Raw genomic sequence first — 21099 nt, forward strand, 5'->3', positions numbered from 1 at the left:
TTCAATTAATCTAATGGTATAATTGAAATTGATAATTATTATCAATGAAACAGATGAGGAACCTTAATGAGAAAAACATTTCACCTTTTACGAAGGGGATTAAAAAATAAAGATGTTGATAAGCATATTGAATGGCAACGAAATGTAATTCGTTCTGAATATGTAGATGAGAAGAGTACACTTCAAACAGAAAAAGAGATACAAGGTAAAAGGAGAGGTTCAGTTGAGTAAGTTAGTAATGATTTTTGCAAGTATGAGTGGAAATACAGAGGAAATGGCTGACCATATTGCGGGTGCGATTCGTGAAACAGAAAATGAGATTGAAGTAATTGATATTATGGATACACCAGAAGCTTCTATATTAGAGCAATATGACGGGATTATTTTAGGTGCTTATACTTGGGGAGATGGTGATCTTCCTGATGATTTTTTAGATTTTTATGATGCAATGGATTCTATTAACTTAACTGGTAAAAAAGCAGCTGCATTCGGTTCTTGTGATTCGGCTTATCCGAAATACGGGGTAGCGGTTGATATTTTAATAGAAAAGCTGCAGGAGCGCGGGGCAGCAGTTGTGTTAGAAGGATTGAAAGTAGAATTAACGCCAGAAGATGAAGATGTAGAAAAATGTTTACAGTTTGGAGCTGAATTCGTAAAACACCTTTCTTAATGGCAGAAGGGAGATGAAGAGCAATTGCATGAGAAAATCTCAATCAAAACGATGACAGATTACCATTTGTATGATTTTATGCGTTGTCCGCATAAATTTTATTTCCGTCATATAAAAAGAAGAGAACCTTCTTCATTTGAATGGCAACAAATAGCGCAAATGATTGTGAATCAAATTATTAATGAATATTACACGCTACCTGCGGGCCAACAAACGAAAATTGTACTTTTAATATTAATAGAAAAGTATTGGAAAAAAGTAAGGATTAATATGTTTGCTTCAAAGGCGGAGTACTATATTGTTTTAGCGAAGCTAACTGATCACTTATTACAGTTTGTTGAAAGGGATGATAGTCAGGCACCGCCGTTATTTTTATATGAGAAGTTTCAAACATATATGGAAGAGTTAGGTGTCCACATGTCATTGACATTTGAAGTTGGTGAGTGGAGTACTGAATCGTTTGTAATTAAAAAGTATGTTATCGATGCGGATGAGGAAATGCTTGCTCTTTGTCAGAAGCTAATGACAGTATTCAGTTATAAAGCTTTCGGTATTCTTCCAGGGAAAATTGAAGTTATTAATTTAATAGAAGGAACTAAGTATGAGTACATTCCAAAGCAGGAAGATATTATAACTGGAATGGATGATTTATTTAGAATGAAAGAAATGTTGCAGCAACCTGAGCACTATACAGAGCGTCATTTTCGTTCTGAGTGTATGAGTTGTGCGTTTCGTAGTGAATGCCAAAGGGAAGAAGTAAAGAAAGAAGCGAAGCAGAAGAAAAATATAGTACATTAAAGGATGCAATTTTGCATCCTTTTTTGTTATTGACATGAAAAGCTTTTCATCATTTACCGTATATTTGTAGCAGATTAATAAAGGGAGGAATAATCAATGAAAGATGAAACGGCAGTATTTCAATGGTTAAAAGAACAGAATGCTCCTTTTGGAATTCAACTGCAAATTTTACAGGCATTTCAATTGTATAAAGTTATTGTTGAAATGGATAAAAAGTTAATGATGTATGAGGAGAGAGAGTATAGGGAGAGAATTTAATCTCGTCCCTGCAGTATTGCTTTAAGCTGTTCTTCATTCTTCTTTAATGTTATTTCGTTGTTTGTTTCAATGTTATAAATAAGGTTATGTAGTAAAGGGCTGTATTGATAAAAGGTAGTGATGCGGTGAATGAATAATGGATCGCGGTGAGAAATAAGTGCACTGTATTGTTCATATACAGATGTAGTAAACTCACGACCGAAATCATAATATAGCCCAGCAAAATCAAAAGCGGGATCGCCAATTTGAGCATCTCCAAAATCGATAACACCTGAAATGGTTTTGTTCAAGTTGTTAAATAAAATGTGGTGATGTGTAAAGTCAGCATGGATGATTGTATTTTGAAAGGTAGATTTAGCTATACAGGTAAAGAAATTTTCGAATAAACGATTTAAGGCTGATTTCTGTAATGAAGTAAGATTGTTAGTAAAATATTGATTTAATTTTGTTTGTAGTTCTTTCCAGTAGGTAAGTGTTTTTTCGATAGGGAACCCTAGCGTTTCAGTACGTTTTAAAGGAATACTATGTAAAGCCGCAAGGAAAGTGGCTAATTGTGTAATAATTACTTCAAGTTCTTTTTTCTCTAGCTTTGCAAGTAGTTCAGTTGTTAACGGTTCACCATGAATGAGAGGATAATAGCTGCAAAATGGAACCGTATTACAATCATTCTTATACAATAAATGATACTTAGGAATCTCGATTTCTTGTAATGAATGAGAAAGAATTGTGCACAGTTCTTTTTCTAACGGAATTCGGTTTGCATATTCAAGTTTTCGTGGGAAACGAAATAGTAGTTCGGCATTTATAATAACCGTTATATTATCCCACCCTTCTTCATTTTGTATATATGAATGTATAGAAAGATCTGGTAGAGCTTCTTTTATATATTGTTTGTAAGAGTCCATAATTGTTCCTCGTTTCTAAGTTAAAGGTAGGGTATTCCATTTTATGATATCAGAATTTTCTTTCTATATGTTAAAATATAACTATCATTAATGGAGGAGGGTGGGGTGCATTATGAAGAAAAGAATATTAATCATTTCTCTATGTATCGCTTTTGGATTGTTTTGGCCATATAAAGAGGAGGTTTTTGCCACCTTTAAACCGATAGATCGCTACGAGTTAAATAAGGAATTAAAGAACAAAAGTATAGAAACTTTAACTGATAAAGAAATGAAAATGATAGGAGAACACTTTGTGACAGCGCAACTAGCAGTGTTTGAGTTTAATAATAAAGAAGATGTGAAACGAAAAGGTGAAGAAATATTTGTAAGTAGAGGGTATGAACAGTTAATAGAAAATTATTACCCAAACCGTTTTCGGGATTTAGAGTATAAATTTACAAACGAAGAGATACGTGAAGAGACAGATGAGAGTTTTCGCTATCATGCTGTAGCGTACGTTACTGGTATTGAAAATGGCAAGAGAAGTGAAATGAAATTAAATTATGACATGAAAATTGTAAAGGTTAATAATTTATTCATGGTGTTAGAACAAAAACAATATGTACAATAAAAAACCCTCTAGAAGCAGAGGGACTTTAAAGATTTTCATTTTGTTGACCAAGTTCTTTTTGAGCAATGTATAAATTTCCTTGCTCAACTTGTTTCAGTGTATGAACAGAATCTCCTGCATATCCTTTTTCCGTTTTCACAGTTCTTTTTGAACGATTTGAATCTTGTTTCTTCATATAATAGACCACCCTTCTTTAAAAATAGACGAAAATGATGAGCACGAGTAATACAGCTGCGAAAATGGTAATGCCCATTAAAAAAGAAGTATTTTTATATTTAGGTGGCTTATGTACATCTTGCCGATATCCAGGTGAAATTTCAGGGGCGAATTCTTCATCGAATGATTGTTTCTTTTGTTTTTCGTCCATATGTATCCACCTTTCTTTTTCATTATGTTACACGTTACAAGAAAAAATATGCATGAAGAAAACAGCCGCTATATCATTAGCGGCTGCTTTGCGTTGTATATTTTCTTTGTACTTGAAAGAGACGGATAAGCAGGAAGATTGCTCCAAATGCTAGACCGATAATAAGACCGATCCAATAACCTTTTGCTGCCCAGTCAGTATAAGTTGCTAACATGTAGCCAAGAGGTAGACCTATTACCCAATAAGCTATTAATGTCATAATTAAGGCAACATTTACGTCTTTATAACCACGAAGTGCTCCTTGTACTGGAGTTGCAATCGCATCTGAAATTTGAAATAAAATCGCGAATATAAGAAATTCTTTAGCTAAATGATGGACATTTGCATTTGTCGTATAAATAGAAGCAATTTCATCATCAAAGAAATAAAGAAGGATTGAATATAAAAGAGCGAAAGCAAGGGCTAACCCAATTCCGATAAATCCATATTGTTTCGCATTATTGTATCGTTTTGCTCCAACTTCAAATCCAACGGCTATCGTCATTGCCATTGCTAAACTTAAAGGAGTCATATATAACAAGGAAGCAAAGTTCATAGCTGCTTGATGTGCTGCTATTGTTGTCGTACTAAAATTACTCATCATAAGTGTTACCGCAGCGAAAATACTCGTCTCAAAAAAGATAGCAAATCCGATAGGGACGCCAAGTTTCAGGAATTCCTTCCAGATTGTAAAGGAAGGGCGGTATAACTGTTTAAAGATATTGAAAGAAGCGAAAGGCTCTTTCGTACGAATAATAATAACCGTAATAATTAAAATACACCAATAGGTTGCTGCAGAAGCGATTGCCGCACCAACACCACCGAGTTTTGGAAAGCCAAAGTGACCAAAAATTAATAAGTAATTTAATACTACATTAATTGGTAATGATAGTAATGTAATAATCATCGTTGTTCGAGTTTTCCCTAATGCATCAATAAATCCACGTAAAACGGTGTAAGTAAATAAAGGGATAATTCCAATCGCGATAATAATTAAAAATTGTGCTGCAATACGTTCCACGGGTTCTTCTAATTGCATGCCATTTAAAATAGGTGAAACAGCGAAGAATCCGATAAGGATAACAACGAAACTAGCACAAATTGCTAAATATACTGCTTGTATGACAATGTGGGGAACGTCCTCCTTTTTCTTTGATCCAACGAGCTGTGCAACAATAGGAGTAGTAGCCATTAAAATCCCTGTTAAGCCGGTACTAACGGGAAGCCATATACTTGTTCCGATAGCAACACCCGCTAAATCAATAGGACTCGCATGTCCTGACATTGTCGTATCAAAAAAGCTCATCGCAAATAATGACATTTGCGTTACAAAAATCGGGAAAAAGAGTAATAAAAATTGCTTTAACTTTTGTGAGAATGAATTAGTTTCTTTCATAAAATCCCCTTTCAACGTAAAAAACAAACTCTTATTATCATACAATTTAATCAAAAAATAGAAAAGAAATAAGCGTATACAACAAATGAAATCAATAAAAAAAGGATGCACTTTGAAAAGGGATAAGGTATTATGATAAGGTGTGAAAAAATTACATATTCGTTATTAAGGAGGCACTACTTGTGGCTGATTGGTTAATTGGATTAATCATGGGTGCTGTTGAAGGTTTAACAGAGTTTTTACCAGTATCATCAACAGGACATATGATTTTAACAGGACACTTAATTGGATTTGAAGACGATAGAGCGAAAGTTTTCGAAGTTGTTATTCAGTTGGGATCGATTTTAGCAGTTGTTGTTATATTTTGGAAACGTTTATGGTCATTAGTTGGAATAGGGAAAGTAACTGATGGACCATCTTTAAATTTATTACATATTATTATCGGGATGATTCCTGCCGGCATACTCGGCGTACTATTCCATAGCGCAATTAAAGAAGTTTTATTCGGTCCAGGACCGGTTGTTATTAGCTTAGTAGCTGGTGGTATTTTAATGATTGTTGCTGAGAAGTTTTCAAAACCAAGTACAGCAAGAACGTTAGATGAAATCACATATAAGCAAGCATTTACAATCGGAATGTTCCAATGTTTAGCACTTTGGCCAGGATTTTCTCGTTCTGGATCAACAATAAGTGGTGGTTTATTAGCACGTGTTTCGCATACAGCGGCAGCGGAATATACATTTATTCTAGCGGTGCCAATGATGGTAGCTGCAAGTGCCTTAGATTTAATTAAAAGCTGGGATATATTAAGCACGGCTGATATACCGTTATTTGCAACAGGATTTATTACAGCATTCGTTGTTGCGATGCTTGCAATTGTTTCATTCTTAAAATTATTAGGTCGTGTAAAACTAACACCGTTCGCTTACTATCGTTTCATTTTAGCTGCGGTATTCTATTTCTTCATTATGTAAGTATAAAATATCAGCAATACCCTATAGAATAGACACTTGAAAAAAAGTCTACACTGTAGGGTATTTTTTTATAGAGAGAGAAAAATGAAACTTTTACCTTCAATTACTTGTATTTCACCATGTGAAATATGCCATAATGATTTCGTTATAATAATTTTAAGGAAATCGATAGGGTATTTGAGAGGAGCAATTTAGTGAGTTTTGCAATAGAAATAGTAATTCCAGCACCAATTGATGTTGTATTTGATTATGTACACAATGACGAGAAAATACTAGAATGGAGTACCTTTATGGTAGAAAATAGGTATCCTTCAAATATAGATGTTGAAAACCCTCGTGAAGGTGACAAATATATATCTGTGCAAAAGATGGGGAAGAAAATATATGAATTTGAGGCGGAAATTTTAGAGTATGATGAACCGTATATCGTTTCAGTTGGATGTGAGATGAAGCAAGGTTATACAGCTGCAACTTATATGTTAGAAGAGGATGAAGAAGGTACATCGCTTACTTTAATCGTAGAATTTGAACCGAAGAATTTTTTATATAAGATTATGTACAAGTTGACTGGGTGGATGACACGTGGAATATACATGGGTGAAATGGAACGTTTAGCAGCGTGCGTAGATGCTGTATATTCTCAGAAAAAAGGATTATAATTTAGTAAAATAAAAAACCTGCCGAAATCGGCAGGTTTTTTATTTTACTACTTTCTCAATCATGCTTTCCATTACATGTTCCCAAAGAGAAGTATCATCAGCTAATGTAGCACGGAAATTAGCATACATTTCTTTTTGTTTCTCTTCGAATGTTGGATCTTCTTTTTCAGGTAATGTAGCGCGCATTGAAGTTACTAATTCTTGTACTTTTGGAGCGCGTGGTCCAAAGACGGCTTGTTCATTTCCGTCTTTATCAATGAAAATAAAGATTGGAATCGCACGTGCTGTTCCGTTTGTTAAGTATTGATCCATTAACTCTAAGTTTTCATCGCGAATTAATAAACGCATATCAATATTTGCAACTTCAGAAATTCGTTTCATAACAGGTACACATAAAAGAGCGTCGCCGCACCAGTCAGCTGTTAATACGATAACGCGCCAGCCATCATTTTGACGTTCTTCTAAAACTGGAAGTAATTCATTTGGAATTAAAAAGTTATTGTAAATGTGTAGTAGCTCGTATTGGTTTACTTCCATTTCATTCACATATGTATCAAAGGACATGCCTTTATCAGCCCATTGTAGTAAGTTCATAAGTAACACCTCTTTAGTATGATTTATTTTTATTGTACCAATTTTTATATAGAAAAGCTTGTATTCTTACTCTTTCTTATCACTAAATAATTTATTTAGTGTGTAAAGGAATAGTGTGACACATAATTCAGCTATGTTGGGCATTTGTACACTCTCTATCCAGTCATCGGCGGTATGTATGACAAACCAATCTAACGTAATTTCAATTATAGAGAGCAGAGCAATTGAGAGCCAATTGGGCATACTTGTCATCATTGGATGTAGGAGCACTTTAAAGAAAATGAATATAAAATATGTAATACCGTCTAATAAAAGAATGAGTAAAAAAAAGAGTAGTAGAGCTGTTCTTGATGAATATTCTATACCTGTAATATGAAAGATTCCTACATATACAAAAAATATAAATGCAAAGAATATAATGAGAATAAGAATAACAACACTAATAATAATAGTCTTATCTTTTAGACTGAGATTAGAAAGTTTGTCTTCTTCACTCATTGCCCTAACTCCTTTTTCTGGAAAATCAATTTCATTGTACCATGAAATATCTATTAAAAAACTACGAATTATGGGGAAATAAGGTGACAAAAAGTAAGATTTCGTGTAAAATTATTAATAAGGTTTTTATTTAACTAAATTAAATAAAAGGGGCTGTCAAAGTTGTCTCAAAATCGAGAACAATTAATGGAAGAACTATCGACAAATGTTTTTGCAATGTTTCGCACGTTGCGTAATGATATTGGAAAAATATTTGGTGGTTACATACCGTGGAATGAGTTCATTGTCCTTAGAATATTGAACCGTACGAATAAAGAAATGGTCTCACGTGTAGCTAATGAGTTAAATGTGTCGAATAGTCATATTACAGCTGTTACAGAAAAATTAATTAATAAAGGCTTTGTAACTCGTTCACGTTCTACATCAGATCGCCGAGTTGTATATTTAGAGATTACAGAACAAGGGAAAGAGTTAGTTGCGAAAATGGAAGGTGAGAAAAAGAAATATTTACAAGAAAGATTTTCCGCACTTTCAGAAGATGAAATGGATATAATGATATCTATTTCTAAAAAACTTATTTAAATAATTACAAATAAGAAAACGCTTACCTAATTAAAAAGAAGACCTTCCTCATATATGGAAGGTCTTCTTCTGTGTGTAATAGATGATAAAAAATAAAATGTGTATGAAAAAAGATAGAGCGCCATACTACTAATAAAGGAAGGAGGGAGAAATATGACGAATCGTAATGGTAGTCAAGGAAGTGGAAATCAAGGTTCACCAAAATCAGGGCAATTCCAGCAGGAGTTTAGTACTGAATTTGAAACGGGAAATGATAATAAAGGAAAAGAATATCGTTCGAAAAAAGGAAGTAAATCAAAAAAGGAGTGAAATGATTCACTCCTTTTTTGATTTAAGATGCTGCAGATTGATCCGTATTATATTTTTCTTCTGATTTTGCAACAATCATTGCACAAATTGCATCACCGGAAATATTTACAGCAGTTCTAGACATATCTAGAATGCGGTCAATACCGATAATTAAAGCAATGCCTTCTACTGGTAGATTTACTTGATTTAAAACCATCGTAAGCATTACTAGTCCAACACCTGGTACACCTGCAGTACCGATACTAGCTAGTACAGCAGTTAATACGACCATAGCTAATTGTGGTAATGTAAGTTCAACGCCGTATACTTGAGCGATAAATACAGTTGCTACCCCTTGCATAATAGCAGTACCATCCATATTAATCGTTGCACCTAGTGGTTGTACAAAAGAGCTTATCGCTTTTGGAACTCCAAGTTTTTCTTGGGCGGTTTTCATGGCAAATGGAAGGGACGCATTAGAGCTAGATGTACTAAACCCAATTGCCATTACCGGACCGAAATGTTTAAAGAAACGAATAATACTTTCTTTGGCTAGTACCTTTAATAAGCCGCCGTATACGAAGACACCGTGAATAATGAGTACCAACATAACGACAATCATATACTTGAACATCGCAGCGACGCCTGCAAGACCCATTTTACCAACGGACGAAGCGAGCAACCCGAATGTTCCGATTGGAGCTAATTTCATGACGAGATTAACAAGATACATCATTAATTCGTTGCCCTGTTCAAGTAATGAATGGACACCTTGAACTCGTTTTCCTAAAACAGCTAAACCGAGTCCGATCAATGCGGCAAAGGCAATAATTTGTAGCATGTTCCCATCAGCCATCGCTTTTGCTGGATTATCTGGCACAATATTCAGCAATGTATCAACGAAAGATGTTTCAGTTTTTGCACCTTCATACTTAAGCCCGTCTGTTTTAAAGTTACCGCCAGCTCCTGGTTTTATGATAAGTGCAAATGTAACTGCAATAGAGATAGCGACAGCGACAGCTGTTGTTACGAGAAAGAATGAAATTGATTTTAAACCAATTCTTCCAAGTTGTTTCGGATCTCCAAGACCAGCAGCCCCAAGTACGATAGAAATGAACACAACAGGAACAACTAGCATTTTAATAAGGCGAATAAACAGTTGACCAAGTGGATTGAACGCATATTGATTCAATGGCTCAAAAATAGATGGAGCAGCTAAATTTAAAGTGAGTCCGACAACTAGACCGAGAAATAATGCAATTAAGATTGCCTTTGTTTGTTTCGATAAAAACCCCCCTTTTGTTTTTGTAAAATTGCTTTCTAAATTAATTATACCGAAAAAATACCTATTTTGACAATATTTTCTGAATATTTAGTATAAAACTGTCTGTTTCAATGTATATAGTCCAGTTTTGCTGAAATATGTGGAAAGAATACATTTATGTATTTGGAAAAAAAATAGACCATCACATGATGGCCTAGGGAAGGGGACAATTTATATCAATTTAATTAGGGATGGAAGCTATTCAAAGACACTGGGGAATGTCTTATAAATTAGGGAAGAACAGCTTCGATACATATACTATAAAAGATAGATGTGAACATAGAGTGAAAGAGAGAGGGAGTTTTAAGTAAGAAGAAAGAGAGAATAAAAAAATAAGACCATCACATATAGGATGGTCAAAGGAAGGGGACAATTTATGTCAATTTAATTAGGGATGGAAAGCTGTTCAAGACACTGGGGAATGTCTTATAAATTAGGGAGGAACAGCTCCGATACGTATACTATAAAAGGTAGATGTGATCCTCGTGTGAACATGGAGTGAAAGAGAGAGGGAGTTTCAAATAAAAGATAGAAAGAATAAAAAAATAAGACCATCACATATATGATGGTCAAGGGAAGGGGACAATTTATGTCAATTTAATTAGGGATGGAAGCTATTCAAAGACACTGGGGAATGTCTTATAAATTAGGGAGGAACAGCTTCGATACATATACTATAAAAGGTGGATGTGATCCTCGTGTGAACATGGAGTGAAAGAGAGAGGGAGTTTCAAATAAAAGATAGAAAGAATAAAAAAATAAGACCATCACATATAGGATGGTCAAGGAAGGGGACAATTTATGTCAATTTAATTAGGGATGGAAAGCTGTTCAAGACACTGGGGAATGTCTTATAAATTAGGGAGGAACAGCTCCGATACATATACTATAAAAGGTAGATGTGACCCTCGTGTGAACTTGGAGTGAAAGATATGGGAATTTGAAAAGGGATAAAATAGTTGTTGTAAGAGTTATAGTATAAGTGGAGATATAATAGAAAATATTCTTTTGTAAAACGATAGGAGTCTGAATATAAATAAAAGTTGAAATCTATGAAAAAAAGGATTATGCTCAACTATATTATGAGAATATAAGGTTTATCCCGCTACTTGTAGGTTCTTAAAGAGTCTTTATTTATGAGGGGATAAAAGCTTCACTTGATAAAGGGAGTTAGTGATATGGAAGTAGCAAAAAAACAAGGGTTGTATAATCGTTTTATACGATTGAATCCACCACAAATTTTAGCATTAGGCTTTTTTTGTTTAATTGTGGTCGGAGGATTGTTATTAAAGTTACCGTTTGCAACGAAAGTACATATTAGTTGGGTAGATGCTTTCTTTACAGCTACGTCGGCAGCGACTGTAACCGGTTTAGGTGTTGTAGATACTGCGAGTACGTTTACGATGTTTGGTGAAATTGTTATTATGTTTTTAATTCAAACGGGTGGTCTCGGTCTTATGACGATAGCCATTTTAATTGTTTGGGTATTAGGGAAAAAAATTGGTTTACGCCACCGATTATTAATTGGAGAAGCATTTAATCAAACAAATATTGGTGGTCTTGTGAAATTAGTAAAACGTGTTTTTATTTTTTCTATTTGTATTGAGCTAATTGGAGTTATCTTTTTATCGATTCGCTTTATTCCAGAGTTTGGTTTTGGAAAAGGTTTATACTATAGTATTTTTCACGTTATTGCGTCATATAATAATGCCGGCTTTGCGCTTTGGCCAGATAATTTAACAAGATACGTAGGAGATCCTATTATTAATATTGGGATTTGTTCTTTAATTGTAATAGGAGGGTTAGGGTTTACGGTATTAATTGATATATGGTATAGCCGTAGTTTCCGAAAATTATCACTGCACTCCAAAATCATGATTGTTGGAACGATAGTACTTAATGTTATTGCGATGCTTGTGATTTTTGTATTGGAATATAATAATGTGAAGACTTTGGGGCACTTATCTTTAAATGAAAAGTTATGGGCTTCGTTCTTCCAAGGAATTACACCTCGTACAGCCGGTTTTAACACGGTAGATTATGGGGGGATGGAAGAGTCATCGATACTATTTACGATGGTATTAATGTTTATTGGTGCGGGAAGTGTATCGACAGGCGGTGGAATTAAGTTAACGACATTCGTTATTTTAATTACATCAGTTCTTTCTTTCTTTAGAAAGAAAGAGGATTTTGTTTTGTTTCAGCGTACGATTAAAATGTCGACAGTAACGAGAGCGTTAGCAATTGTCGTTGCTAGTCAAATACTTATTTTTACAGCGGTATTTGTATTAATGCTTACAGAAGACTTCAGTTTTATTCAGTTATTATTTGAGACAATTTCAGCGTTTGGTACAGTAGGGTTAACAATGGGGATTACTGCGAAGCTATCGGCGTTTGGAAAATGTATTATTATGTTTGTTATGTTTTGTGGATTAATCGGACCGTTAACACTTGTGTTCTCTTTGGCACGACCAGCAAAACAAAAAATTAAATATCCATCAGAAGATGTATTTACAGGATAAGGTATCCCGCATAAAGCGAGATACCTTTTTCTTTTTAAAAAAGAGAGAACAATAAACCAATAAGCGCCACTCGGAATAAAATCGCAATGAGTGCAGCGATACCACCCACAATGGCAGCGGTACCGCCAGTTACAGTAGCCCCGCGATTATAAGCGTAAATACCAAGTAGAACAGACACAAGACCAAATAGTGTTGGGAATGTGAATAATGATAATATTGCTAAGGCAAGAGCAATGAAACCAGCAGTCGATCCAGCTGCAGACGATCTTACATCATCGTTATCTTTATCATCATAATCGATACGCTGTGGTGCAACTTCAGCTGCGTATTCTTCTTTATAATCACTATCTATTCGATCTCTTTTTTTATATTCATCAAATTTCTCAGTCAAAGTAAGGACTCCTTTCATAACAAGGTTCAATAGTAGTATGTATCTCTTTTTCCTTTTTATCCGAGCATGTACAGGGAGTAATATCCAATTGGAAAGTGGAAAATGTTTTTTCAAAATAGGAAAACTTAGTATGACTTCCTCTATTTTGGAAAGTATAAAAAAGAATAATGAGGAAAGGGTGTAGTACATAATGGAACATCCAATTGAAAATTTAATGAAAACAGCAATGACAAATTTAAAAGAGATGGTAGATGTAAATACGATTGTTGGAAGTCCGGTTTCAACAGCTGACGGAAATGTAGTATTAACAGTATCTCAAGTGGCTTTTGGTTTTGGAGCTGGTGGAAGTGACTTTAAAGGTGATTTTATTTCCGAAAAACATAACGGCGGACAAGGGCAGCATAAAGAGAACAAGCAAAGTCATCCATTCGGAGGCGGAAGCGGGGCTGGGGTTTCTATTAGCCCAGTTGCTTTTTTAGTAGTTGGTTCTAACGGTGTGCAAGTGTTGCATCTCAATAGTAGTACACATTTAATTGAAAAAGCGTTAAATACTGTGCCAAGCACTGTGGATAAATTTGTGAATGGTCGCCAAAAGTGAACTTGCATTTTTTAGGAATTATGATATATTAGAAAAAGTGCGCTTTAGGACGATCGGAATAATTGAACTGTAAATATATATGATGTGTGGAATAAGGGAGAGGAATTTATGATTAATATCAAAAACTTAGTAGTTGGCTTATGTATGTTAGTAAGCGGTTTTGTTGTATATGTAATAAAAGAAAAAGCTCCATTCTAAAACAGACAAACCGTTAATGTCTGTTTTTAATTTGTAAAAAATGTTGACAAGTTATTGTATTGGTGTTAAAATTTTAATTCGTGTCTCGGTTAAAGCTAGTGTAAAGTAAATAAATCTTATGAATATAATACGAAAAGTTTGCGAAAGATCGGGTAGTCTTACCAACAACTTTTGTGAACAAACCCTATAAATTGTATATGTAAGCTTTATATGTATACTAGTGAATCAAGGAGCGGTCAGTGGAACCGTAATGATGAGAGAGAGGTAGGGCTTTCATCCAGTATATGTTACTTTCCCGTTAGGTGAATATAAAAAAGAGGGCTCCTTTTGAAAAGGAGCCCTTTTTCTATAAATAAATTGAAACTATAATCAGTGGGACCATTCCATTCCCTTTACATGTTAGCTCACAAATAATGTGATAAAAATGATTAAGTGCGGTTTTCAACTTGCTGACAAATTTCATCTGTTGTTAAACCATGTGCTTTAATTACAGATCCTTTTATCGATGTATCTGCAATGCCCATCATATTAGAATCTTGCCCGGTTACAACGCAACAATCACACCCATGTGCATCATTTTCAGAGTTAAGTGAAACGACTTCATGTCCTTGTTGCTGAAGAGCTTGTTGAACATCTGTTAAAGAGTTCTCAACACCAATTCTAGCCATAATTTTCACCTCCTACCATCTAGTTGCTAGTATGCTCAAGTCCATAGCATATATTTATGAAAAGATGGTAGGAAGAGAATATTTGTTTAGTCGTTATATACACCAGTAAGCATTTGACTAACGAATTGATCATTTAATGTATCTTGTGATGAACTGTTATTAGACTGAATATCGATTGAAGCTGTGTAGTTGTTATGTTTCCTACTATTTGGTTCTACTTCAACGTAATTATCGAATTTACAAAATCCTTTCGTATCCATTAGATCAAATAGTTGTAGCATTTCTACTACCTCTTGTCTCGTTCCTTTAATTTGTACACACGCCATTGTTATTTCCTCCTTCAATTTGACAAATTGTTTTTTAAAAATAGGATTATGATTACTAAATGAAAAATATGAATGTTATTTTTAGACAGCGTTATTTTTGTTATTTTCCCCCTTTTTCACCAAAAGTCGTTGTATATTCCCGGATTTATAAAATCGGACGTCCGTTTATTGAATACAATAGATTCGTATCAATTGGCGAAAACCCTTCTTTTAAACAAATATTTTTTTAGTAGAATTTGACGAAAAAATTTTTTTGACTTTTTGTAAACGTTAACAATGTTATTAAATCAATATAAACAAAGATGTACGTACGATTAAAAATTAAAAATTTTCTAAAAATTCACTTGATTTATTTGAAAAGGAGAGTAGACTAGGAAACAATAAAAAACTCATAGAACATAGGGGGCGCTTTCAAGTGAACGAGCAGTGGATTTTCTTAAATGGAGAATTTGTTCCAAAAGACGAAGCAAAGGTTTCAGTATATGATCATGGCTATTTATATGGCGATGGAGTGTTCGAAGGAATTAGGGTATATAGCGGTAATGTTTTCCGTTTGAGAGAGCATCTTGTCCGGTTATATGAATCAGCGAAATCCATCATGTTAGAAATTCCATATACGTTAGAAGAAGCAACGAAAATCGTTGTTGAAACGATTCGACAAAACAAACTATCTAATGGATATATCCGCCTCGTTGTATCAAGAGGACCTGGGAACCTGGGATTAGATCCCGATTCTTGTACGAAACCAAATGTAGTAGTAATTGCAGAGCAATTATCTTTATTTCCACAAGAATATTATGAAAAAGGGATTCCGATTATAACAGTTGCAACGCGTCGCAATCGCCCGGATGTTTTATCGCCTCAAGTAAAATCTTTAAATTACTTAAATAATATTTTAGTTCGCATTGAGGCGAAATTAGCTGGAGTACAAGAAGCACTTATGTTAAATGACCAAGGATATGTAGCTGAAGGCTCTGGAGATAATGTATTTATTGTGAAGGGAAATAAATTAATTACACCACCAAGTTCTGCTGGAGCGTTAGAAGGTATTACACGAAACGCGATTTTAGAAATCGGCGAAAAACTTGGATATGACGTAAGAGAAGAATTATTTACAAGGCATGATGTATATGTAGCTGATGAAGTGTTTTTAACAGGAACAGCTGCTGAAGTAATTGCTGTTACGACAGTAGATGGAAGAACGATTGGTTTAGGTAGAACAGGGCCACATACGAATCGTTTATTAGAAGAATTCCGTAAATTAGTTGTAGAAGATGGAGAGAAAATTTACGAAGAAAATAAAGTTGGATAATAGCTCTTATGACATGATAAAGCGTTGATAGGGAGGAGTAGTTGACTGTGAAGCCTCACAGAGAGTCGGTGGTTGCTGGAAACCGATGGTTCACGTCGACGAACATCACCCTTGAGTGCTAAGCTGAAACGTTTGTTTAGGCTTAGACGGTAGCTCCGTTATTAGCTAGACTCATATCCCGAGTCACTGAGGCAAGAGTAATCTTGCAAAGAAGGGTGGTACCGCGAAATCTTTCGTCCCTTCAGCACATAGCTGGAGTGTGGACGTAGGATTTTTTTATTTTATAAATGTTTTAAAAAAGGGGGCTTATAAGAAAAATGTCTTCAAAAACGGAAGAGAAACTGGCAACTGGTGCACAGCTATTGTTAGAAGCGCTAGAAAAGGAAGGAGTAGAGGTGATTTTTGGTTATCCAGGTGGTGCGGTTTTACCTCTATATGATGCGCTTTATGATTGTGAAATTCCGCATATTTTAACGAGGCATGAGCAAGGTGCAATTCATGCTGCTGAAGGATATGCAAGAATTACAGGAAATCCAGGAGTGGTAATTGCAACGAGTGGACCGGGTGCTACAAATGTTATTACTGGTCTAGCTGACGCGATGATTGATTCATTGCCACTTGTTGTATTTACAGGGCAAGTAGCAACAACGTTAATCGGGAGTGATGCTTTCCAAGAAGCTGATATTATGGGGCTTACGATGCCGGTGACAAAACATAATTATCAAGTACGAAAAGCATCGGATTTACCCCGAATTATTAAAGAAGCATTTCATATCGCTAGAACAGGAAGACCAGGCCCAGTCGTAATTGACCTTCCGAAAGATATGGTAGTAGAGAAAGGTGAGCGATGTAGTGATGTTCAAATGGATTTACCAGGATACCAGCCTAATTACGAACCGAATCTACTACAAATAAACAAATTATTACAAGCGATTGCGACTTCAAAAAAACCGTTAATTTTAGCTGGAGCAGGTGTATTGCATGCAAAGGCATCGAAAGAATTAACAAGCTTTGCTCGTAAATATGAAATTCCTGTTGTTCATACATTACTTGGTCTTGGTGGTTTTCCGCCAGATGATAAATTATTTCTTGGGATGGGAGGAATGCACGGTTCTTACACGGCTAATATGGCGTTATATGAATGTGATTTACTTATAAATATAGGAGCAAGATTTGACGATCGTCTTACTGGAAATTTAGCTTATTTTGCTAAAGAAGCGATTGTCGCACATATAGATATTGATCCAGCGGAAATCGGAAAAAATGTGCCGACTGAAATTCCAATTGTTGCGAGTGCGAAGCAAGCATTAGAAGCTCTACTCAACTTTAAGGAAGGGGAAGTAAATCACAATGATTGGCTCTCATTATTGAATAGTAGAAAAGAAAAATACCCTCTTTCTTACAAAGAGCATTCGGAATGTATTAAGCCTCAATATGCAATTGATATGCTATACGAAATTACGAAAGGGGAAGCGATTGTAACGACAGATGTTGGGCAACATCAAATGTGGGCAGCTCAATATTATCCGCTGAAAAATCCAGATAAATGGGTAACTTCTGGAGGCTTAGGAACAATGGGCTTCGGATTTCCAGCAGCAATTGGTGCACAAATTGCAAGGCCAGAAGAATTAGTTATTGCGATTGTCGGTGATGCGGGATTTCAAATGACCTTGCAAGAACTAAGTGTATTAAAAGAGCATTCTTTACCAGTTAAAGTGTTTATTTTAAATAATGAAGCTTTAGGAATGGTAAGACAATGGCAAGAGGAATTTTATAATGGGCGATATTCGCACTCCTTACTTTCATGCCAACCAGATTTTGTTGCGCTTGCCAATGCTTATGGCATAAAAGGTGTTCGTATTGAAGACCCACTTCTTGCAAAGCAACAATTACAGTATGCAATTGAGTTAAGAGAGCCTGTTGTAATTGATTGCCGCGTACTTCAATCCGAAAAGGTAATGCCGATGGTTGCCCCAGGAAAAGGCGTTCATCAAATGGAGGGAGTGGAGAAAAGGTGAAGAGAATTGTAACAGCGACAGTTCGAAATCAAAGCGGTGTGTTAAATCGAATTACAGGTGTTATGACACGTAGACATTTTAATATTGAAAGTATTTCAGTAGGTCATACGGAATCATCGGATATTTCGAGAATGACGATTGTTGTACACGTTGAAAATGAACAGCAAGTTGAGCAGTTAATTAAACAACTTCATAAGCAAATCGATGTACTGAAAGTATCAGATATTACAGAAGAAGCGATGATCGCTAGAGAACTTGCACTTATTAAAGTAGCAACGTCTGTAGCAAGAGCAGAATTATATAGTTTAATTGAACCGTTCCGAGCCGCTGTAATAGACGTTGGGAAGGATTCCATAGTGGTGCAAGTAACAGGTACCCAGGAGAAAGTAGAAGCGTTAATTGAATTACTTCGTCCATATGGTTTGAAAGAAATTGCTAGAACAGGTGTAACAGCATTTACACGTAGTATGAAAAAACAAGATAAACAAGTTATGTTAATTCAATAATTATTTAAAAAATAGGGGGAAATGAAAATGGCGAAAGTTTATTATGAAAAAGACGTAACGGTAAATGTATTAAAGGAAAAGAAAGTAGCAATCATCGGATATGGATCGCAAGGCCATGCGCATGCGCAAAACTTACGTGATAACGGATTTGATGTGGTAGTAGGACTGAGGAAAGGGAAGTCATGGGATAAGGCGAAAGAAGACGGTTTTTCTGTATATACAGTAGCGGAAGCAGCAGAAAAAGCAGATGTAGTAATGATTCTACTACCTGATGAATTACAGCCGGAAGTATATGAAGCTGAAATTGCACCAAACTTACAAGGCGGTAATTCTCTCGTTTTCGCGCATGGATTTAATGTTCACTTTGATCAAGTAAAACCGCCAGCTAATGTAGATGTATTTCTAGTAGCACCGAAAGGTCCAGGACATCTAGTACGTCGTACGTTTGCGGAAGGGGGAGCTGTTCCTGCATTATTTGCAGTATATCAAGATGCAACAGGAGTTGCGACTGAAAAGGCACTTTCATATGCAGATGGAATTGGGGCGACGAGAGCAGGTGTATTAGAAACAACGTTTAAAGAAGAAACAGAAACAGATTTATTTGGAGAGCAAGCTGTACTTTGCGGCGGAGTAACTGCACTAGTAAAAGCTGGGTTTGAAACGTTAGTTGAAGCGGGTTATCAACCTGAACTTGCATATTTTGAATGTTTACATGAACTGAAACTAATTGTTGACCTTATGTATGAAGGTGGACTTGAAAATATGAGATATTCAGTTTCAGATACAGCGCAGTGGGGGGACTTCGTATCAGGGCCACGCGTTGTTACTGAAGATACGAAGAAAGCGATGGGTGCAGTACTAGCAGAAATTCAAGATGGTACATTTGCAAGAGGCTGGATTGCAGAGCATAAAGCAGGAAGACCAAATTTCCAGGCGACAAATGAAAAAGAAAATGAACATGAAATCGAAGTAGTTGGACGTAAATTACGTGAAATGATGCCTTTCGTACAGCCCCGAGTAAAGGTAGGGATTAAATAATATGAAGCAAATTTTGTTCATGGATACGACGCTTCGTGATGGCGAACAATCACCAGGAGTTAATTTAAATGAACAAGAGAAATTACAGATTGCGAGGCAACTAGAGAGACTTGGTATTAATGTAATGGAAGCTGGATTCGCAGCAGCTTCTGAAGGTGATTTTCAATCGGTAAAACGTATCGCAAATACCATTCAAAATGCTACGGTTATGAGTTTAGCTAGAGCGAAAGAAAGTGATATTCGAAGAGCCTATGAAGCTGTGAAAGGCGCTGTCTCTCCTCGTTTACACGTATTTTTAGCTACGAGTGACATTCATATGAAATATAAGCTTTGTATGTCAAAAGAAGATGTATTAGATAGCATACATCGCTCGGTTACGCTTGGGAAATCACTATTTCCAACAGTTCAATTTTCAGCAGAAGATGCAACAAGAACATCGAGAGCATTTTTAGCGGAAGCAGTAGAAGTCGCGATTCGCGCAGGAGCGAATGTAATCAATATTCCTGATACAGTTGGATATACGAATCCAGAAGAATATTATTCTCTTTTTAAATACTTACAAGAATCCGTTCCGTCGTATGAAAAAGCAATTTTCTCTTGTCATTGTCACGATGATCTTGGGATGGCAGTAGCGAATTCGTTAGCTGCGGTTGAAGGCGGAGCGTTACAAGTAGAAGGAACGATTAATGGAATTGGAGAAAGAGCGGGGAATGCGGCGCTAGAAGAAGTCGCGGTTGCTCTCCATATTAGAAAAGATTTCTATGAAGCAGAATCCTCTATGACATTAAAAGAAATTAAAGCGACGAGTACGTTAGTAAGTCGGTTAACGGGTATGGTTGTACCGAAAAATAAGGCGATTGTTGGAGCAAATGCTTTTGCTCACGAATCAGGTATTCATCAAGACGGTGTATTAAAAGAAGTAACGACGTATGAAATTATTGAACCATCACTGATTGGAGAGTCACAAAATTTATTTGTATTAGGAAAGCATTCCGGGCGCCATGCGTTTACTGAAAAAATGAAAGAACTTGGTTATGAGTTTACAAAAGAAGAACGAGATGTGGTGTTTGAAGCATTTAAAAACTTGGCTGACCGTAAAAAAGAAATTACAGAAGAAGATTTACGTGCGCTTATGCTTGGTGAAGCAGCATTTGCGGCCCAGCAATATAGCATTACTCAATTGCAAGTACATTTCGTATCAAATAGTACACAGTGTGCAACGGTTGTACTAAAAGATGAGGAAGGAAATATGTACGAAGATGCAGCAACTGGTTCTGGAAGTATTGAAGCGATCTATAATGCAATTCAAAGAATTTTAGGATTAGAATGTGACTTAGCGGATTATCGCATACAATCTATAACGCAAGGTCAAGATGCACTTGCACATGTTCATGTTGAATTAAAAGAAGGAACTCATCAAGTATCAGGTTTTGGTGTTGCGCAAGACGTATTAGAAGCATCGGCGAGAGCGTATGTTCATGCGGCCGGAAAATTAAAATCTTTTATTACTCTTGTGAAGTAACTGTTTGATAAGTGAGGGGATCGTCCCTTACTTATCAA

Annotated in this window: 27 protein-coding genes and 1 other annotated feature; of the genes, 17 read left to right on the forward strand and 10 right to left on the reverse strand. The window is 35.7% G+C overall.

Features of this window, described 5'->3' with window-relative positions; translation table 11 throughout:
• The first annotated feature begins 66 nt into the window (after positions 1 to 66).
• The 4 genes from MKX37_RS06860 to MKX37_RS06875 all read left to right on the forward strand — a co-directional run bounded on the left by MKX37_RS06860 (position 67) and on the right by MKX37_RS06875 (position 1726).
• A complete protein-coding gene (locus MKX37_RS06860) occupies positions 67 to 231 on the forward strand; it encodes a hypothetical protein (protein WP_002011628.1) in 165 nt (54 codons plus the stop codon).
• On the forward strand, positions 224 to 670 hold the full coding sequence (locus MKX37_RS06865; RefSeq protein WP_002086759.1) for a flavodoxin: 447 nt from the start codon (positions 224 to 226) through the stop codon (positions 668 to 670). The genes MKX37_RS06860 and MKX37_RS06865 overlap by 8 nt, the downstream gene beginning before the upstream one ends.
• A gap of 24 nt (positions 671 to 694) precedes the next feature.
• Positions 695 to 1468 (forward strand): hypothetical protein, encoded by a 774-nt coding sequence (locus MKX37_RS06870; RefSeq protein WP_002166100.1) that lies wholly within the window; start codon positions 695 to 697, stop codon positions 1466 to 1468.
• A 96-nt stretch (positions 1469 to 1564) separates the two neighbouring features.
• A complete protein-coding gene (locus MKX37_RS06875; protein WP_002126244.1) occupies positions 1565 to 1726 on the forward strand; it encodes a hypothetical protein in 162 nt (53 codons plus the stop codon).
• Here the strand turns inward: MKX37_RS06875 and MKX37_RS06880 are convergent.
• Positions 1723 to 2631: an aminoglycoside phosphotransferase family protein gene (locus tag MKX37_RS06880; protein WP_002126246.1), complete on the reverse strand. Its 909-nt coding sequence runs from the start codon at positions 2629 to 2631 to the stop codon at positions 1723 to 1725. The genes MKX37_RS06875 and MKX37_RS06880 overlap by 4 nt on opposite strands.
• A 112-nt stretch (positions 2632 to 2743) precedes the next feature.
• On the opposite strand from MKX37_RS06880, the gene MKX37_RS06885 reads away from it, so the two are divergent.
• Complete coding sequence (locus MKX37_RS06885) at positions 2744 to 3241, forward strand: hypothetical protein (RefSeq protein WP_002126248.1); 498 nt, start codon at positions 2744 to 2746, stop codon at positions 3239 to 3241.
• 25 nt (positions 3242 to 3266) lie between these two features.
• On the opposite strand, the gene MKX37_RS06890 is transcribed toward MKX37_RS06885, so the two are convergent.
• From MKX37_RS06890 to MKX37_RS06900, 3 genes are all read right to left on the reverse strand, one after another.
• A complete protein-coding gene (locus MKX37_RS06890; protein ID WP_000743737.1) occupies positions 3267 to 3416 on the reverse strand; it encodes a hypothetical protein in 150 nt (49 codons plus the stop codon).
• An 18-nt stretch (positions 3417 to 3434) separates the two neighbouring features.
• Positions 3435 to 3608 carry a hypothetical protein gene (locus tag MKX37_RS06895; RefSeq protein WP_000343684.1) on the reverse strand — a complete coding sequence of 58 codons (174 nt, stop codon included), beginning with the start codon at positions 3606 to 3608 and terminating at the stop codon, positions 3435 to 3437.
• Between the two features lie 76 nt (positions 3609 to 3684).
• Positions 3685 to 5043: an MATE family efflux transporter gene (locus tag MKX37_RS06900; protein WP_002126252.1), complete on the reverse strand. Its 1359-nt coding sequence runs from the start codon at positions 5041 to 5043 to the stop codon at positions 3685 to 3687.
• Positions 5044 to 5225: 182 nt separating this feature from the next.
• Here MKX37_RS06900 and uppP point away from each other — a divergent pair, with 182 nt between their 5' ends.
• Together uppP and MKX37_RS06910 are read left to right on the forward strand one after the other, a co-directional pair.
• Positions 5226 to 6017 (forward strand): bacitracin resistance undecaprenyl-diphosphatase, encoded by a 792-nt coding sequence (gene uppP / locus MKX37_RS06905; RefSeq protein WP_002186334.1) that lies wholly within the window; start codon positions 5226 to 5228, stop codon positions 6015 to 6017.
• Positions 6018 to 6211: 194 nt separating this feature from the next.
• Complete coding sequence (locus MKX37_RS06910) at positions 6212 to 6676, forward strand: SRPBCC family protein (RefSeq protein WP_002126258.1); 465 nt, start codon at positions 6212 to 6214, stop codon at positions 6674 to 6676.
• Between the two features lie 39 nt (positions 6677 to 6715).
• Here the strand turns inward: MKX37_RS06910 and MKX37_RS06915 are convergent, their stop codons facing one another.
• Both MKX37_RS06915 and MKX37_RS06920 read right to left on the reverse strand, forming a co-directional pair.
• Positions 6716 to 7303, reverse strand: a complete 588-nt coding sequence (locus MKX37_RS06915; protein ID WP_078177946.1) for a thioredoxin family protein — start codon at positions 7301 to 7303, stop codon at positions 6716 to 6718.
• Positions 7304 to 7336: 33 nt separating this feature from the next.
• The gene (locus MKX37_RS06920) at positions 7337 to 7768 is read right to left on the reverse strand and encodes a regulatory YrvL family protein (protein WP_002126264.1); all 432 of its coding nucleotides are present in this window, start codon (positions 7766 to 7768) and stop codon (positions 7337 to 7339) included.
• Positions 7769 to 7930: 162 nt separating this feature from the next.
• Here MKX37_RS06920 and MKX37_RS06925 point away from each other — a divergent pair, with 162 nt between their 5' ends.
• Positions 7931 to 8350: a MarR family winged helix-turn-helix transcriptional regulator gene (locus tag MKX37_RS06925; protein WP_002064429.1), complete on the forward strand. Its 420-nt coding sequence runs from the start codon at positions 7931 to 7933 to the stop codon at positions 8348 to 8350.
• 153 nt (positions 8351 to 8503) lie between these two features.
• Positions 8504 to 8659 (forward strand): hypothetical protein, encoded by a 156-nt coding sequence (locus MKX37_RS06930; RefSeq protein ID WP_002011733.1) that lies wholly within the window; start codon positions 8504 to 8506, stop codon positions 8657 to 8659.
• 22 nt (positions 8660 to 8681) lie between these two features.
• Here MKX37_RS06930 and MKX37_RS06935 read toward each other — a convergent pair whose 3' ends face one another.
• Positions 8682 to 9968 (reverse strand): dicarboxylate/amino acid:cation symporter, encoded by a 1287-nt coding sequence (locus MKX37_RS06935; protein WP_078421973.1) that lies wholly within the window; start codon positions 9966 to 9968, stop codon positions 8682 to 8684.
• 1172 nt (positions 9969 to 11140) lie between these two features.
• Here MKX37_RS06935 and MKX37_RS06940 point away from each other — a divergent pair.
• Positions 11141 to 12484 (forward strand): TrkH family potassium uptake protein, encoded by a 1344-nt coding sequence (locus MKX37_RS06940; RefSeq protein WP_078421974.1) that lies wholly within the window; start codon positions 11141 to 11143, stop codon positions 12482 to 12484.
• A gap of 34 nt (positions 12485 to 12518) precedes the next feature.
• Here the strand turns inward: MKX37_RS06940 and MKX37_RS06945 are convergent, their stop codons facing one another.
• A complete protein-coding gene (locus tag MKX37_RS06945) occupies positions 12519 to 12893 on the reverse strand; it encodes a hypothetical protein (protein WP_002011728.1) in 375 nt (124 codons plus the stop codon).
• Between the two features lie 172 nt (positions 12894 to 13065).
• Here MKX37_RS06945 and ytfJ point away from each other — a divergent pair, with 172 nt between their 5' ends.
• Both ytfJ and MKX37_RS06955 read left to right on the forward strand, forming a co-directional pair.
• Complete coding sequence (ytfJ, locus tag MKX37_RS06950; RefSeq protein ID WP_002030645.1) at positions 13066 to 13473, forward strand: GerW family sporulation protein; 408 nt, start codon at positions 13066 to 13068, stop codon at positions 13471 to 13473.
• 108 nt (positions 13474 to 13581) lie between these two features.
• Positions 13582 to 13671, forward strand: a complete 90-nt coding sequence (locus MKX37_RS06955) for a hypothetical protein (RefSeq protein ID WP_000608225.1) — start codon at positions 13582 to 13584, stop codon at positions 13669 to 13671.
• Between the two features lie 428 nt (positions 13672 to 14099).
• On the opposite strand, the gene MKX37_RS06960 is transcribed toward MKX37_RS06955, so the two are convergent.
• The gene (locus MKX37_RS06960) at positions 14100 to 14339 is read right to left on the reverse strand and encodes a YkuS family protein (RefSeq protein ID WP_002011725.1); all 240 of its coding nucleotides are present in this window, start codon (positions 14337 to 14339) and stop codon (positions 14100 to 14102) included.
• A gap of 86 nt (positions 14340 to 14425) precedes the next feature.
• Entirely contained in the window at positions 14426 to 14665 is a 240-nt protein-coding gene (locus MKX37_RS06965; protein ID WP_002126272.1) for a DUF3911 family protein, read from the reverse strand.
• 415 nt (positions 14666 to 15080) lie between these two features.
• On the opposite strand from MKX37_RS06965, the gene ilvE reads away from it, so the two are divergent.
• The 5 genes from ilvE to leuA all read left to right on the forward strand — a co-directional run bounded on the left by ilvE (position 15081) and on the right by leuA (position 21061).
• Positions 15081 to 15977 (forward strand): branched-chain-amino-acid transaminase, encoded by an 897-nt coding sequence (ilvE, locus tag MKX37_RS06970; protein WP_002011723.1) that lies wholly within the window; start codon positions 15081 to 15083, stop codon positions 15975 to 15977.
• 15 nt (positions 15978 to 15992) lie between these two features.
• Positions 15993 to 16221 (forward strand) — a binding site (T-box leader).
• Between the two features lie 73 nt (positions 16222 to 16294).
• Positions 16295 to 17995 (forward strand): acetolactate synthase large subunit, encoded by a 1701-nt coding sequence (ilvB, locus tag MKX37_RS06975; protein WP_002086744.1) that lies wholly within the window; start codon positions 16295 to 16297, stop codon positions 17993 to 17995.
• On the forward strand, positions 17992 to 18501 hold the full coding sequence (gene ilvN, locus MKX37_RS06980; protein ID WP_000822948.1) for an acetolactate synthase small subunit: 510 nt from the start codon (positions 17992 to 17994) through the stop codon (positions 18499 to 18501). The genes ilvB and ilvN overlap by 4 nt, the downstream gene beginning before the upstream one ends.
• 27 nt (positions 18502 to 18528) lie before the next feature.
• Complete coding sequence (ilvC, locus tag MKX37_RS06985; RefSeq protein ID WP_002126277.1) at positions 18529 to 19539, forward strand: ketol-acid reductoisomerase; 1011 nt, start codon at positions 18529 to 18531, stop codon at positions 19537 to 19539.
• A gap of 1 nt (position 19540) precedes the next feature.
• Complete coding sequence (gene leuA / locus MKX37_RS06990; RefSeq protein ID WP_002064438.1) at positions 19541 to 21061, forward strand: 2-isopropylmalate synthase; 1521 nt, start codon at positions 19541 to 19543, stop codon at positions 21059 to 21061.
• Positions 21062 to 21099 lie beyond the last annotated feature (38 nt).

The organism is Bacillus sp. FSL R5-0709 (assembly GCF_038004785.1).
Lineage (GTDB): Bacteria > Bacillota > Bacilli > Bacillales > Bacillaceae_G > Bacillus_A > Bacillus_A mycoides.